The organism is Pseudomonas sp. GXM4, from assembly GCF_008923895.1.
GTDB lineage: Bacteria > Pseudomonadota > Gammaproteobacteria > Pseudomonadales > Pseudomonadaceae > Aquipseudomonas > Aquipseudomonas atacamensis.
In genome coordinates this window covers 1-13,915 of sequence record NZ_WBRZ01000148.1, presented here as the reverse complement: position 1 = coordinate 13,915, position 13,915 = coordinate 1, and the positions used below count along the sequence as shown (strand labels likewise).

Genomic DNA, 13,915 nt, shown 5'->3' with positions numbered 1-13,915 from the left:
CCAGCGGGGATCAATCCCCTCGCCACAGAGTACATGTCAGCCTTCAGAGGCGATGTCAGTATTCAGAGGCTATGTCAGACAAAGGAGTCGTCGTCATCGAAGAACGACGAATTGTCGCTGCTGTAATCGGCGTCGCTGAAACCGCCCTGGTCATTGCCCGAGAAGCCGTTGTCCGCCACGCGCTGATCATCGCCCCAGCCGTTGTTGCTCTGATCGGCGACCTGCGCCGGTTCTTCCTTGATGACCTCGACGATTTCTTCCGGTTGCTGATTGTGGTGGAACAGGCTGCTGATGCCCTGCGCCAGCATCACACCGCCGGCCACGCCAGCGGCGGTTTTCAGCGCGCCGCCGAGGAAGCTGTTGCCCGCCGCCGGAGCAGCCTGCTGCGCGTAGTTAGGCGGCGCGGCACCGAAGCTCTGTTGTGGCGCCGGTGCCTGGTAGCTCTGCTGCGGCGCCGGCTCGCGCCAGCCGCCGGTAGATGCGGGCGCTGCGCTCTGGCTCGGCGCCGGACGTGAATTGCCGCCGCCAAAAATGCTCGACAGGAAACCGCCGCCACCGCTGGATGCCGGTGCGCCGCCTTGGGCCTTGGCCGATTGCAGCTCGGCCTGCAGACGCTGGACTTGCTGGGTCAGTTGCTTGTTCTGCTCATCGAGGCTTTTCAGCGCGGCCTCTTGCACCAGAATCGCCTGGGTCATGAAATAGCCTGCCGCCGGTTGGCGCGTCAGGTGTTCCTTGATCCGCGCCTCGGCCTGGGCGTCGCGCGGGGCTGCCTCCGTTTCGGCCTGTTGCAGCCGGGAAAACAGTCCATCGATCAGGGTTTGCTCTTCGCTGTTCATGGCGACCTCGTAGATTGCCGGTAATAACGTGCCCGCGCCCACTCTGGGCGCGGTGCTCTCCTGTAATGGAGACAGTGACAAAACGTTTCAATGACCTTTACCGAATGTTTACGTTTGTGTCGGCCCGCGTTGCATCGGTTAAAGTGAGCCACTGTTTTCGACCTGCGATACCGACTGATGAATGCCCTCGAAGTACTGCGCGACTCTTTGTATTTTTTCAAACGCCATCTGGGCAGCATCGTGCAGTTGTGCCTGCCGCTGGTGATTGTCGAAGCCTTCTTGCAGCAGGCGGTCGATCACGCCACCGGGCCGGACACCTTCGCCGGCGTCAGCATCATTGTCGGCCTGCTGGTGTATCCGCTGTACACCGCCGCGCTGATCCTGTTTCTCGATGCACGCAGCCGTGGCGAGTCGCCGCGCAACCGTGACCTGCTGGCGATGGCCGCCACCCTGTGGCCGCGCTTCGCGGTGCTGACCGCGCTCAATACCTTGCTGATTCTGCTCGGCCTGTCGTTGTACTTCCTGCCGGGGCTGATGCTGATGGTCATGCTTGCCTTCGCCGAATACCTGCTGGTGCTGCGCGGCCTCGGGCCGTTGCAGGCGATGAAGGAAAGTCTGCGCCTGACCCGTGGGCACTTCTGGCGCATCCTGCTGTGCATTCTCTGCGTGATGACCCCGTTGTGGTTGCTCAAGGGCGCGACGCTGGCGGTGTACCCCGAACCGCAGAATCCGCTGATTGCCGGGCTGATCGACAGCGCTCACAGCTTTCTGCAACTGTTCACCAGTGTGGTGCTGTTCCGCCTGTTCATGCTGATCAGCGAATTGCCTGACAAACGTAACGGCGCAGTCTGACCGCGCCGTGCTTGGGCTTCGTCGCTGCCGTCAGGTATGCTCGGGGCCACTTTCTGTAACGCTATAAGCCGAGCCATGACCCGTCTGCTGCGCTACACCCTGCTCCTCGTCATCCTCGCCGCCGTCCTGTTCGGTGTGCTGCTGTTCAGCCTGACCTGGCGCCCCGATGCCCGCGAAACCCTGCCGGTCAGTTGCGGCACTACCGCGCCGACACTGGTGCCAGGGCAAGCGCTGAAAGTCATGACCTGGAACGTGCAGTTCCTCGCCGGCAAGCGCTACGTATTCTGGAATGACCTGGCTCAGGGCGACGACGAAGCGCCGACCGCCGAAGACATGGCCTTCAGCCTCGACGAAGTAGCGCGGGTGATCCGTGACGAACAACCGGATGTGGTGCTGTTGCAGGAGCTCGACGACGGCGCCAAGGCCAGTGACTACCAGAATCAGCTCAAACTGTTGCAGGAACGCGTCGCCGATCTGTATCCATGCAGCACCAGCGCCTTCGACTGGAAAGCCGATTTTGTCCCCGAGCCACATATCTACGGCAGCGTCGGCCGCCAGTTGGCCACGCTGAGCCGCTATCGCATCGAACACGCCGAACGCCTGCAACTGCCCGTCGCCCCGAGCAACTTCATCAGCCGCCAGTTCCAGCCCAAAGACGCTTTGCTCGCAGTCAAACTGCCGCTCAGCGATGGCGGACAACTGACCGTGTTCAACACCCACTTGCAGCGCGCCAGCCAGGCGGACGGCAACGTGCAGGCGCAAGTGGCTGCCGTGGCCAAAGTCCTCGACAAATATGAAAGCCAAGGCCTGCCGTGGCTGATCGGTGGCGATTTCAATCTGCTGCCGCTGGGCCAGTATCGACGCCTGCCGGTCGAGCGGCGCACGCCCTATTCTGCCGACAGCGAACTGCATCTGCTGTGGGACAAGTACCCGATGATCCCGACCAACAACGAGGCCGGCGGTATCGATCGAGCCAAATGGCTGACCCATTACCCCAACGACCCCGGCCTCAACGGCCCGGATCGCACGGTGGATTATCTGTTCTACAGCCCGAAGCTCAAACGCGTGCAAGCGCAGGTGCGGCAGGACGATACCCTGCGCATCTCCGATCACTTGCCGGTGATTGCGCGGTTCTTTCTGCCAGCGACACCCTAGCCAATCGGTAGCCCACGGCCCGCCCGCGCCGAATTCAAGACATGGAAAAGTATGAAAATTTTATTGGTATGCAAGGACATCGGTGGCTACGCACGCAAACTCGCGGAGCACTTGAGCATCGCTGATGAAGTTTGCTTCATCGACACCGCTGCGCTGGCGAAACCCTTCGAGCGCGCGCCGAAGATTTTGCGGCGTTCGCTCAATCGCTGGTCGCAGTTGCGCCAGTTCAGCAAGCTCATAGCAGCTGGTGGGCGCTTCGACGTCGCTCTGATCATCAACCCGGCGCAAATCGATCCGAAGCAACTGGCGGCAGCCCTGAACGCCAGCGAACGCAAGATTGCCTACCTATACGACAGTTTCAGTCGCTGGCCCATGAGCCGTGAGGCGTTGGCCGTTTATAACGAGGTGTTTACCTTCGACCCGGAGAACGCCAAGCAATACGGTCTGAAAAAGCTGCACAACTTCATTTATGACGACTACGTCGAGGCTGGCTATGCCGATGAATATGCCGCCTTAGTGGTAATGGCAGGCAAAGATCGGGTTGCCGCGCTGGAAGGTCTGGCAAGAGCATTCGATCAACTGGGTGTGACCGAGTACAAGTTTCTGGTGCAGTGCAAACCGATTGCCGGCGCCCATCCGGGAATCACCTTCTTCGAGCAGCGGATGTCACTCGAATCGGTGAGCGAGCTGGTGAAGCGCTCGCGGATCATTCTCGACATTTCCAAACCCGGCCAGGCCGGCTTGAGCTTCCGTTTTTTCGAAGCCATGGCCGCGCGCAAGAAAGTCATCACCACCAACAGGCACGTGCTGGATTACGACTTCTATAACCCGGCGAACATACTGGTGATCGACGAAGCCGACCCGGTGATTCCGGCTTCGTTCATCTCTGCCCCGTACGTCGACATCCCCGAGCCGATCTACCGAAAATACACTTTGCAGGGCTGGACCGAGACCGTGCTTGCATCGAGCTAGGCTTCGGTCTCAGAGCCCCGGCGGAACGTAGCCCGGAACATAGCGGACATTGGCGCACTTGCCGTGCAGTATTCGCCCGTCTTCGATCAGGAACTGGGCGATCTTCTTCTGTTGATTGATCTTCGCCTGCAACTTGCAGGTAGAACTGTGGCCGACCTGTTGGTAGTGCTCGGTGTACACCATGCCATTGCCGGTATGGGTCATCGAAGTGCCGGCCGCTTCGGTGGAGGTCCAGCTCGCGGACTTGTGCCAGGTCAGTACGGCCAAGGGTTCGCCGTTCGGGCCGGTTTCCTTTGCCATCGCGTCGGGCGTGCCGAACAGGTCCAGTGCTTCCTGCATATCACGGCCTTCCCAGCGGCTTTGCGCGATAGTGGAACAGCCGCTCAAGAGCAATCCTGCCAGCAGGGTTGCCAGCCATAAACGTGTGTAAGTCATTGGATGCCCCGGCTTATTTCTTCAGTTCGAGCAGGCTGTCGATGTTGTCCATCATCTGGCTCTTTTGCTGAATCGGCGCGAGCTTGAAGAACATCTGCTGCAGCATCTCGATCATCTGCAGGTATTCCATCTTGCCCACGGCGGCCATGTCGTTTTTCGCGCGACTGCCCGGCGCGCAGGCAAACTTCAGTGCTTGCTGGACCCAGAACTCTTTCGGGGCTTGCCACTGATTGGCAACTTTGAGATGACGCATGGTGTAGGCGAGACGCTCGATGGACTGGCCATTGATAAAACGCACCTTGCCCGTAGAGCATTGGGCTTCGAGGTTGTAGACGTCGATCATCGGTTTGCCGGGTTCTTCATACACCAGCGTCACCGCGACCATGGTCGCGCCTTTGGTCTTCTGCGAAGGCACCACCGATGTCGCATCGGCGACGTACATGATGTTTTTCTGGGGCACGCCGTTGCCGTAGATAATCCACCAGTCGCCAATCGGATTGGGCTCTTCGGCCATGGCCGGATTGGAGGCGGCCAATAGCGCAGCCGACAAGAAGATCAACTTCTTCAGCTTGAAGAAAGAGGTCATGGGCAGTTCCGTTCCTTGGGCGCAAGTTGCCAGGCAACAAGGCTGGTTATTGTTCAGGCGGCGATTTTGCGAGCCTGAACAACCAAGGGCAATTAGCACGGATGGGCTAATGGCGCGCAGCCATTGCGGGTCAGGTGCCGCGTGGTTTCGCCCGCGCCGTGGCTTCGGCGACCAAGGGATCGTCCGGCCAATAATGCTTCGGATAACGCCCCTTGAGATCCTTCTTCACCTCGGCATAGGTGCTGCGCCAGAAGTTGGCCAGGTCCTGCGTGACCTGCACCGGCCGCCGCGCTGGAGACAGCAGATGCAGCTTGACCACTTGCCGGCCGCCGGCGATCCGTGGCGTATCGGCCAGACCAAACAGCTCTTGCAAACGCACCGCGAGAATCGGTGGATGTTCGCTGTAATCCAGACGAATCGATGAACCCGACGGCACGCTCAAATGATGCGGCGCCAGTTCGTCGAGCTTCTGCGGCAGCGGCCACGGCAGAAGATTACGCACGATGCTCGACAGATCGAGGTTGGCGAAATGGCTGAGCCGCGAGACCTTGCCCAGATACGGCATCAACCAGTCTTCCAGGGTATTGAGCAGCGCTGTATCGCTGACATCCGGCCATTGGCTGTCGTCCTGCGTGCGCAGATCGAGCTGACGCAACAGCGCCACCCGCGCCTGCCACTGGCGCAGTTCCGGGGTCCACGGCAACAACTCAAGACCCTTGCGCCGCACCAGATTGACCAGCGCCTGACTGCGCGCGTTTTCATCCAGACCGGTCAACGGTTCGCGGCTGAGAATCAGCTCGCCGACCTTGCGCTGGCGCTCCGCACGCAGCACGCCTTCGCGTTCATCCCAATCGAGTTGATCGACGCTGCGCACTTGCTCGGCGAGCACCGAATCGAACAGCGCCGGATCGAAATCCGCCGCCAGATAGATGCGTTCTTCGCGCTGGCCCTGACGGCTGCCGAGGTCGGCGATAACGATCCACTCGTGCTTCATCAGGCTGTCGGCCTCAGCGAACAGCGCGGCGCGACCGTTGGCCAAACGATATTCAGCACCGCCGGCACGCCGTTGCTGGGCCACACGATCCGGGTAGGCCAGCGCCAACAGCGCGCCGAGCCAGCGCGGATGCTCGGGATCGTTGACCGGTTCGCTCGGCTTGCCGCGCAAGTAGCCGCGATACTGCCGGGCTAATTGCCGGGCGCGTTGCACCCCGCCCTGCGCCCCACGACCGGCGCGCTCTTCGCCGGAAAGCAGGACCAACCGGCTGTGCAGATCCGCGCCAGCGCCGCGCAGGATATCGCGCTCGCCGAGCAGCGCCGCCACATCGCAGGCCATCGCCGCCAGCCCCAGCGCCTGACCGCGCAACAGCAAATGCGCGATGCGCGGATGCGCCGGCAGTTCGGCCATGGCCTGGCCGTGGGCCGTCAGCGTGTCGCCGTGCAAGGCGCCGAGGCGTTGCAGCAGATCCTGCGCTTGGGCATACGCGGCGGCGGGCGGTATGTCGAGCCAGACCAGTTCGCCCGGGGTCACGCCCCAGCGCCCCAGCTGCAAAGCGAGGCTGGCCAGATCCGCCGAGAGAATTTCTGCGCTGCCATAGGCTGCCAGTTGTTCGTGCTGATCCTGCGACCACAGGCGATAGCACACGCCCGGCTCCAGTCGCCCGGCGCGGCCGGCACGCTGGGTGGCGCTGGCCTTGGAGATGCGTTCGGTGTCGAGGCGGGTCATGCCGCTGCCCGGATCGAAACGCGGCACCCGCGCCAGCCCGGCATCGATGACCACGCGCACGCCGTTGATGGTCAGGCTGGTCTCGGCGATGTTGGTTGCCAGCACCACTTTGCGCTGACCGGGCGGCGCCGGATCGATCGCCGCGCGTTGCGCATTGAGGTCGAGTTCGCCGTGCAACGGGCACAGCAAAACGTCCTTGCGCTCACCGATGGCGTCGGCCAATTGCTGGTGCACGCGACGAATTTCCGCCTGTCCCGGCAGGAACACCAACAGGCTGCCGGTCTCGTCGTGCAGCGCTTCGAGTACGGTTTGGGTAACGCGCTGGTCGATGTATTCACCCGGTTGGAACGGCCGGCCCCAGCGCATCGTCACCGGGTACATGCGCCCTTCACTGCGCAGGATCGGCGCGTCATCGAGCAAGCCGGCCAGGCGCTCGCCTTCGAGGGTCGCCGACATCAGCAGAATCTTCAGCGGCTGTTCAGCGCGAAACAGCTCGCGACCGTTCAGACTGAGCGCCAGCGCCAGATCGGCGTCGAGACTGCGTTCATGAAATTCGTCGAAGATCAGCAGGCCCACACCGTCCAGCGCCGGGTCGTCCTGCAAGCGCCTGGTGAGGATGCCTTCGGTGACCACCTCGATACGCGTCTTCGGGCCGACCTTGCTGTCGAGGCGGATGCGATAGCCGACGGTTTCACCGACCTGCTCGCCGAGCTCGCTGGCCAAACGCTCCGCCGCCGCCCGCGCAGCCAGACGCCGAGGTTCGAGCATGACAATGGTCTGCCCGGCCAGCCAGGCTTCATTGAGCAAGGCCAAAGGCACGCGGGTGGTTTTACCGGCGCCGGGCGGTGCTTCGAGCACGGCTTCGTGGCGTGACGCGAGGGCTTCACGCAGGGCGGGTAAAACATCGTCGATCGGCAAAGAAATCATGCTGGCTCCCCAGGGCGTGCCCACAGTAAATTGCGAGTCGCGTTAAAGCTGTGAGCGTGCCAGGCAAGGCGCCGGACGCGGGCAAGGGTCGTTTCCTTGCCAAGTCCCGCAACGCAGCATGGCGCGTTCACAGCTTTAGCCCGGAGGGCCGAACCCCGATAGAATTCATCAGCCTTCACGCGGTGTCGATCTGGAGAAAACAACTTCAATCCTCAACGTATTTCAGTAGGGGTGAGACGAGGCCGCAATTTACTGTGGGTACGCCCTGCCCGCCGCGAGTATAACGACGAACTGTCTGACGTTCGTCAGGGTCTTAACTTCACAAGACGAAGCTTCGTTATTTGATGACTCAGGAGACATTTCCATGCGCTTACCCTCTCGCCTGATCGGCGGTGTTCTGGTTGCCACTCTGCTCACGCAACTGTCGGCGTGCGGTTCGATTTTCTACCCGGACCGGCGTGGCCAGATCGACGGCAAGATCGACCCGGCGATTGCCGTGCTCGATGCCGTCGGCCTGCTGTTCTACATCATTCCCGGGCTGATCGCGTTTGCCGTCGACTTCGCCACCGGGGCGATCTATTTCGAACCGGGCCACACCGCGCAGATCGATCCGGCCAAGCTCAAGCAAGCCATCGGCCCGGATGGACAGGTCGACAATCACAAGTTGCAGGCGATTCTCGAGAGCGAGCTGGGCCGAGATTTTCCTCTGGATGATCCGCGCCTGATCCAGCACAAGGGCAGCACTCAGCAACTGGCGATGTTCGGTCTGCAACCGGCCGCTTGAATAAGGACGTTCAATGACCTCCAGCCCCGAACACGCCCGCCTGCTGCGGCTGGCGACCCGCGCCTCGGTGGCGGTCGCCTGCACGCTGATCGTCGCCAAGGCGATTGCCTGGTGGCTCAGCGGATCGGTGAGCATGCTCGCCGGCCTCACCGACTCGGCGCTGGATGGCGTCACCTCGATGCTCAACCTGCTGGCGGTGCATTACGCCTTGCGCCCGGCGGATGATGATCACCGTTATGGCCACGGCAAAGCCGAATCGCTGGCGGGCATGGCGCAGGCGTTGTTCATCGGTGGCAGCGCGGTGCTGATCGCGTTTCAGGCCTACCAACGCTTGCAGACGCCAGAACCGCTTGGCGCACCGTGGCTGAGCATCGGTGTGATCGTGTTTTCCCTGCTACTGACGGCGGCGCTGCTGATGTTGCAGCATCGGGTGATCAAGCAGACCGGCTCCAACGCCGTACGCGCCGACTCGCTGCATTACCGTTCGGACCTGCTGCTCAACGGCAGCATCCTGATCGCGCTGGTGTTGGCCGCGATGGGTTTTGCGCAACTGGATGCGTGGTTCGGGCTGGGGATCGCCGTGTACATTTTCTGGAGTGCGATCCAGATCGCCCGGGAAAGTTTTTCGGTGCTGATGGACGAGGAACTGCCGACCGATGTCAGCCAGCACATGCTCGAACTGGCATGCAGCGTCCCCGGCGTACTGGGTGCGCACGACCTGCGCACGCGGATCTCGGGCAACCACTGGTTTGTGCAATTGCACTTGGAACTGCCGGGCGAACTGACCCTGTCAGTCGCCCATGGCATCAGCGACCAAGCGGCGGCGGCGATTCACAAGGCCTATCCGAAGGCCGAAGTGCTGGTGCACGCTGACCCACAGGAAGTAGTGCTCGCCGCCCGCACTCAGTAATTGACCTGATAACCGCGACTGCTCAGGCAGTTGCCCTGCGCCTGGCGATAGGCCTGAACCACTTCGGGTGCCGGTTGATAGGTCGCGGTGCGCGGGTCGAAACCGCTTTGCTGCACCGCGTACTGCGAGCACTGGTAACCGTCCTGCTGCACCTGCTGCGGTGACTGGCCGTTGGCAGGGTAGGCTTCGACGTCATAGCCCTGAGCTTGCGGTTGCGGCAGTTGCTGCAGCGGCGGCTCGACCACCACGTAATCCTGCGTCGCCTCTTGATAGGCGTAATACGAACCGGCAGCGAGGAACAGCAGCGAGCCGCCGATCCACACTTCACGGGCGTAATCCGGCAAATACTGGATGCGGATCCCGCGCGGTGGTTGCACGACGATGTAGCGCGGGCCTTGCGGGCGATACCAGTAGCCGCCGGAATAGAAGTAATCCTGACCGCGATACGGCACGCGGTAATCACGATCCGGGAAACGATCGATCACATGGCCCGGACGATATTGCGGGCCCGGCCCCCAGCCATTGCCATGACCGTTCGGCCGTCCCGGCCAGCGGTTGTCATCGGGACGCGGCCGCGTCTGCCACTGTTGATTGTGGTAACCGTTCTGCGGGCGCTCGTCGCGGTAGTAACCCTGACGCGGTTCCTGGGTCTGGCGCACGGCGTCGGGTCGCGACTGGATCGGCAGGTTGTTGCCCGGCTGGCGAGGCGGTTCTGGACGATCATCGACACGGTTGCGGTTCTGCCATTGACCGTCATTGTTGTGCGGCTGGCCGTTGTGCTCGAACTGACGGCTGTTGTCGCCACGGATGATCCCGTCGTTCTGCGGCCCGTTGCCCGGCCCACGATTCTGCGGCTCATCGGCCAGCGCTTGCGCACTGACACCCACACACAGCAAACCAACACCGGCCAGACGCCAGATGCGCGAATTCATGCTTTTCCTCACTGCGGGAGCCTGTCGTTGGCAGGGCTTGTTGCTGAGACTCGAAACAGCCCCACCGGGTTCTGCAACAGGTTATCAGTCGCGCGACTTATTTATTGAGGCGCCAACATGAAATCGCAGGCAAGAAAAAAGGGAGACCCGTCGGCCTCCCTTCTGAGAACTTCGTCCTGGCTCGACGCTTTTGACGTCGGCTCACCTCACGCCGTCTTCTGGACAGTGTGCAGCTCGGGGGCCGGCACATCCCCGGTGGGGGTGGCGGCCGCGGCGGGCCTGATTGGGCGGGCCGCGTGGACTGTGTTACCGAGCAGTGATTCTGGTGTTAAGAATAAGCCTGAGGCTGCGACAGAGGATTGCGAAAATTGCTCAATTAAACACTGCTTGCGCAATTTTTAACCCTGGATAGATAATCCGCCGCAATAGTTACGACCAAGGACAGATTGATGAGCAAACTCGACCGGTATGACCTGAGTATTTTGGCGGAATTGCAGCGCGACGCCCGTATCTCCAACCAGGAACTGGCCGAACGCATCGGTCTGTCGCCCTCGCCCTGCTCGCGCCGGGTCAAGCAACTGGAAGACGATGGCTATATCTCGCGCCAGGTGGCGCTGCTCGATCGCAAGATGCTCGGCTTGAGCCTGACCGCGTATGTGCTGATCGGCATGGACCGGCACACGCCGGAACGCTTCGAGAATTTCGAAGCGGCAATCCGCACATTGCCGCAAGTGCTGGAATGCAGTCTGGTGACCGGAGTGGATGCCGACTACCAGTTGAAAGTGGTGGTGCCGGATATGGATCACTACCAGAAATTACTGCTGGGACACCTGACCCGGATTGAAGGGGTCACCAGCGTGCGGTCGAGTTTTGTGCTGAATCAGGTGCTCAACAGCACCGAACTGCCGCTGACTCATTTGCGTAGCTGAGCAAAAGCCCCTCATCGGAACGCCGCCCGCCCAGCCCTCTCCCGGAGGGAGAGGGAGCCGACCGCAGGGTCAGGCGTTATACATCGACCTGAAAGCCCGAGTCGATTACGGATTCGCAACAGCTGGAACAGGTCGACATAGCTCATCAGCATCCCCCGATCGGTCCCCTCTCCCTCCGGGAGAGGGTTAGGGTGAGGGCAACAATTGCGGATCAGCCCCAGATCAATGCCACCCCACCGACCATGGCGTATACTCGCCGCCGCCCTTTCAGCCCTGTCCGCGCCGGAGATCGCCAATGGATCCAGCACTGTTCGAAGAGTGGATGATGACCGGTCTGGTCAGCATCCTGATCATTTTCATGGGTTTCATCGTCTGGGATCTGGCGAAGAAGTCCAAGGCCGGGCGGTTCGGCTCGTTCATTCTGTTTTTCGTGCTGGGCCTGGGCGTGGCCGCGTTTATCATCAAGAGTGTGGTGATCGGCCTGATCGAATCCGGCGCCTTATAAGCGCGCCGGCACTTCCCGCCACTGGCCCTGATCCAGCCCTTCAATCGTCCAGTCGCCAATCCTGACCCGCACCAGACGCAACGTCGGCAATCCGACCGCCGCCGTCATGCGCCGCACCTGACGGTTGCGCCCTTCGCGAATCACCAGTTCCAGCCATGAAGTCGGTATGGTCGCGCGAAAGCGTACCGGCGGATTGCGCGGCCACAATTGCGGCTCAGCCAGTTGCCGCGCTTCGGCGGGCAGGGTCATGCCGTCATTCAGCTCGACACCATCGCGCAGGCGCTGCAACTGCTCGGCCGTCGGCTCGCCCTCCACCTGCACCCAATAAGTCTTCGCCAGTTTGTGTTTCGGATCGGCGATGCGCGCCTGCAACTGGCCGTCGTTGGTCAGCAGCAACAAACCCTCGCTGTCGCGATCCAGACGTCCGGCCGGGTAAATCCCCGGCACATCGATGTAATCCTTGAGTGTCGCCCGCCCTTCACCGTCGCTGAATTGCGTCAGCACATCGAAGGGTTTGTTGAACAGGATCAGTTTCGGCTCGGCCGGTGGTGCCTTGGCAACACGGCGCGGGGCAGAAGACTGAGGCTTCACGCCGGGACGGCGGGAAGGTGGACGCGGGGGACGGGACATAAGAGACAGAACATTTAGCGATCAGGGCTGACAATGCTAGTGCCCCGACCGCCAAATGACCACGACTAACCGTTAACGGAACGGCGGCTCGTCGAAGCTGCGCAGTTTGCGCGAGTGCAGCGAGTTGAGTTCGGTACGCAGCAGATCCACCGCTTCGATGCCGATTTTCAAATGCTGGCTGACCGCGCGCTCATAGAAGGCGTTGGCCGAGCCCGGCAGTTTGATTTCGCTGTGCAGCGGCTTGTCCGAAACGCAGAGCAACGTGCCGTAAGGCACACGCAGGCGATAACCTTGCGCTGCAATCGTGCCGCTTTCCATGTCCACCGCCACTGCGCGGGACAGGTTGATGAGTGGCCGTTCCTGAGCCCAGCGCAGTTCCCAGTTACGGTCGTCATAGGTCAGAACCGTGCCGGTGCGCAGGCGCTTCTTCAGATCGTCGCCTTTCTCGCCGGTGACATTCGCCGCTGCCTGTTGAAGCGCAAGCTGCACTTCGGCCAGTGCCGGGATTGGAATATTCGGCGGCACCACGCGATCAAGAATGCCGTCGCGACGCATGTAAGCGTGGGCCAGCACGTAATCGCCGATGGTCTGCGACTGACGCAGGCCGCCGCAGTGGCCGATCATCAGCCAGCAATGCGGGCGCAGCACGGCCAAGTGATCGGTGATGTTCTTGGCGTTGGACGGGCCGACACCGATATTCACCAGCGTCACGCCGTGGCCATCGCTGGCGATCAGGTGATAGGCCGGCATCTGGTAACGGTGCCAGACCACACCGGCGGCAATCGCCGAGGCTTCGCCGTGGTCCATGCTCTTCTCGATGATCACGTTGCCGGGCAGGACCATGCGCACGAAACGCGGGTCGCGGCGCAACTGCTCCAGACCGTGAACGATGAACTGGTCGACGTAGCGGTGATAGTTGGTCAGCAGAATCCACGGCTGCACATGGCGCCAGTCACTGCCGGTGTAATGCACCAGCCGGCGCAGCGAGAAATCCACGCGCGCGGCGTCGAACAGCGCCAGTGGCAGCGGATCAGTGTTTTCCCAGTCGTAGAGGCCGTCGGCAATGCCATCGGTAGCGGCGGACAGATCGGTACTCGGGAACACCCGCGCCAGCACCGCTGCAGTGACGCCGGAACCGGCCAGTTCATCGCCCTGCTCGACCACATACGGATACGGAATGTTCTGCTGGCTGACGCCGACTTCGACGGTCACGGTGAAGTCGTGCATCAACGGCGTCAGTTGTTCGAGCAGGTATTTGCGAAACGCCGCCGGGTGGGTGACGGTGACGCTGTAAGTGCCCGGCAGCTGCACCTTGGCGTAAGCGCGGGTGGTCTGCGGCACTTCGCCCTGGCAGTGGTAGGTCAGACGCAGTTCGGGATAACGAAACAGGGCACGCTGTTCGGCGTCGGGCTCGACGCGGTCCTTGAGGTAACGCTTGAGGGCAGAATTCAGCGCAGTGGTGGCCCGCTCATGCAGCTCGGCCAGACGATCCACGGCTTGTTCGGCGGTTTGAACGACAATAAACGCTTCGGTCACGATCAGCTTCCTGTGTTCTGACTTGCAGAGCTTCATCTTGCCTGCATCGTGGACGCACGGGAACAGTGGCGTTGTGGGTGTACCGAAATCTTTCAGGTAACCCGAATCCCTGTGGGAGCTGGCTTGCCAGCGATGAGGCCGTCACATTCAACATCGATGTTGACTGACAGACCGCCATCGCTGGCAAGCCAGCTCCCACAGGG

14 protein-coding genes are annotated in these 13,915 nt (G+C 61.7%); 7 read left to right on the top strand and 7 right to left on the bottom strand.

What is annotated here, in order from left to right:
• Positions 1–74: 74 nt before the first annotated feature.
• Positions 75–836, bottom strand: a complete 762-nt coding sequence (locus F8N49_RS17865) for a DUF2076 domain-containing protein (protein WP_151552003.1) — start codon at positions 834–836, stop codon at positions 75–77.
• 177 nt (positions 837–1,013) lie between these two features.
• On the opposite strand from F8N49_RS17865, the gene F8N49_RS17860 reads away from it, so the two are divergent.
• The 3 genes from F8N49_RS17860 to F8N49_RS17850 all read left to right on the top strand — a co-directional run bounded on the left by F8N49_RS17860 (position 1,014) and on the right by F8N49_RS17850 (position 3,815).
• On the top strand, positions 1,014–1,688 hold the full coding sequence (locus tag F8N49_RS17860) for a YciC family protein (RefSeq protein ID WP_016773061.1): 675 nt from the start codon (positions 1,014–1,016) through the stop codon (positions 1,686–1,688).
• Positions 1,689–1,763: 75 nt separating this feature from the next.
• Positions 1,764–2,843: an endonuclease/exonuclease/phosphatase family protein gene (locus F8N49_RS17855; RefSeq protein ID WP_151552002.1), complete on the top strand. Its 1,080-nt coding sequence runs from the start codon at positions 1,764–1,766 to the stop codon at positions 2,841–2,843.
• Between the two features lie 51 nt (positions 2,844–2,894).
• Complete coding sequence (locus F8N49_RS17850) at positions 2,895–3,815, top strand: hypothetical protein (RefSeq protein ID WP_071173677.1); 921 nt, start codon at positions 2,895–2,897, stop codon at positions 3,813–3,815.
• 9 nt (positions 3,816–3,824) lie between these two features.
• On the opposite strand, the gene F8N49_RS17845 is transcribed toward F8N49_RS17850, so the two are convergent.
• The 3 genes from F8N49_RS17845 to hrpB all read right to left on the bottom strand — a co-directional run bounded on the left by F8N49_RS17845 (position 3,825) and on the right by hrpB (position 7,486).
• Entirely contained in the window at positions 3,825–4,250 is a 426-nt protein-coding gene (locus tag F8N49_RS17845) for a hypothetical protein (RefSeq protein ID WP_024014428.1), read from the bottom strand.
• A gap of 13 nt (positions 4,251–4,263) precedes the next feature.
• Positions 4,264–4,836 carry a hypothetical protein gene (locus F8N49_RS17840; RefSeq protein ID WP_071173679.1) on the bottom strand — a complete coding sequence of 191 codons (573 nt, stop codon included), beginning with the start codon at positions 4,834–4,836 and terminating at the stop codon, positions 4,264–4,266.
• Between the two features lie 130 nt (positions 4,837–4,966).
• Positions 4,967–7,486 carry an ATP-dependent helicase HrpB gene (hrpB, locus tag F8N49_RS17835; protein ID WP_151552001.1) on the bottom strand — a complete coding sequence of 840 codons (2,520 nt, stop codon included), beginning with the start codon at positions 7,484–7,486 and terminating at the stop codon, positions 4,967–4,969.
• A gap of 364 nt (positions 7,487–7,850) precedes the next feature.
• On the opposite strand from hrpB, the gene F8N49_RS17830 reads away from it, so the two are divergent.
• Both F8N49_RS17830 and F8N49_RS17825 read left to right on the top strand, forming a co-directional pair.
• Entirely contained in the window at positions 7,851–8,270 is a 420-nt protein-coding gene (locus F8N49_RS17830) for a hypothetical protein (RefSeq protein ID WP_016773056.1), read from the top strand.
• Between the two features lie 13 nt (positions 8,271–8,283).
• On the top strand, positions 8,284–9,180 hold the full coding sequence (locus F8N49_RS17825) for a cation diffusion facilitator family transporter (protein WP_110602883.1): 897 nt from the start codon (positions 8,284–8,286) through the stop codon (positions 9,178–9,180).
• Here the strand turns inward: F8N49_RS17825 and F8N49_RS17820 are convergent.
• On the bottom strand, positions 9,174–10,112 hold the full coding sequence (locus F8N49_RS17820) for a DUF6515 family protein (RefSeq protein ID WP_151552000.1): 939 nt from the start codon (positions 10,110–10,112) through the stop codon (positions 9,174–9,176). The two genes, F8N49_RS17825 and F8N49_RS17820, sit on opposite strands and share 7 nt — an antisense overlap.
• Positions 10,113–10,561: 449 nt before the next feature.
• On the opposite strand from F8N49_RS17820, the gene F8N49_RS17815 reads away from it, so the two are divergent.
• Together F8N49_RS17815 and F8N49_RS17810 are read left to right on the top strand one after the other, a co-directional pair.
• Complete coding sequence (locus F8N49_RS17815; RefSeq protein WP_007909658.1) at positions 10,562–11,041, top strand: Lrp/AsnC family transcriptional regulator; 480 nt, start codon at positions 10,562–10,564, stop codon at positions 11,039–11,041.
• A 295-nt stretch (positions 11,042–11,336) separates the two neighbouring features.
• Complete coding sequence (locus F8N49_RS17810) at positions 11,337–11,546, top strand: DUF2788 domain-containing protein (RefSeq protein ID WP_016773053.1); 210 nt, start codon at positions 11,337–11,339, stop codon at positions 11,544–11,546.
• Here the strand turns inward: F8N49_RS17810 and F8N49_RS17805 are convergent.
• Together F8N49_RS17805 and amn are read right to left on the bottom strand one after the other, a co-directional pair.
• Positions 11,541–12,176: a pseudouridine synthase gene (locus F8N49_RS17805; protein WP_071173683.1), complete on the bottom strand. Its 636-nt coding sequence runs from the start codon at positions 12,174–12,176 to the stop codon at positions 11,541–11,543. The two genes, F8N49_RS17810 and F8N49_RS17805, sit on opposite strands and share 6 nt — an antisense overlap.
• 72 nt (positions 12,177–12,248) lie before the next feature.
• A complete protein-coding gene (gene amn / locus F8N49_RS17800; RefSeq protein ID WP_016773051.1) occupies positions 12,249–13,748 on the bottom strand; it encodes an AMP nucleosidase in 1,500 nt (499 codons plus the stop codon).
• Positions 13,749–13,915 lie beyond the last annotated feature (167 nt).

Coding starts and splice junctions, on each gene's coding strand:
- F8N49_RS17865 (WP_151552003.1), bottom strand. CDS start 836: ATGAACAGCGAAGAGCAAACCCTGATCGATGGACTGTTTTCCCGGCTG.
- F8N49_RS17860 (WP_016773061.1), top strand. CDS start 1,014: ATGAATGCCCTCGAAGTACTGCGCGACTCTTTGTATTTTTTCAAACGC.
- F8N49_RS17855 (WP_151552002.1), top strand. CDS start 1,764: ATGACCCGTCTGCTGCGCTACACCCTGCTCCTCGTCATCCTCGCCGCC.
- F8N49_RS17850 (WP_071173677.1), top strand. CDS start 2,895: ATGAAAATTTTATTGGTATGCAAGGACATCGGTGGCTACGCACGCAAA.
- F8N49_RS17845 (WP_024014428.1), bottom strand. CDS start 4,250: ATGACTTACACACGTTTATGGCTGGCAACCCTGCTGGCAGGATTGCTC.
- F8N49_RS17840 (WP_071173679.1), bottom strand. CDS start 4,836: ATGACCTCTTTCTTCAAGCTGAAGAAGTTGATCTTCTTGTCGGCTGCG.
- hrpB (WP_151552001.1), bottom strand. CDS start 7,486: ATGATTTCTTTGCCGATCGACGATGTTTTACCCGCCCTGCGTGAAGCC.
- F8N49_RS17830 (WP_016773056.1), top strand. CDS start 7,851: ATGCGCTTACCCTCTCGCCTGATCGGCGGTGTTCTGGTTGCCACTCTG.
- F8N49_RS17825 (WP_110602883.1), top strand. CDS start 8,284: ATGACCTCCAGCCCCGAACACGCCCGCCTGCTGCGGCTGGCGACCCGC.
- F8N49_RS17820 (WP_151552000.1), bottom strand. CDS start 10,112: ATGAATTCGCGCATCTGGCGTCTGGCCGGTGTTGGTTTGCTGTGTGTG.
- F8N49_RS17815 (WP_007909658.1), top strand. CDS start 10,562: ATGAGCAAACTCGACCGGTATGACCTGAGTATTTTGGCGGAATTGCAG.
- F8N49_RS17810 (WP_016773053.1), top strand. CDS start 11,337: ATGGATCCAGCACTGTTCGAAGAGTGGATGATGACCGGTCTGGTCAGC.
- F8N49_RS17805 (WP_071173683.1), bottom strand. CDS start 12,176: ATGTCCCGTCCCCCGCGTCCACCTTCCCGCCGTCCCGGCGTGAAGCCT.
- amn (WP_016773051.1), bottom strand. CDS start 13,748: ATGAAGCTCTGCAAGTCAGAACACAGGAAGCTGATCGTGACCGAAGCG.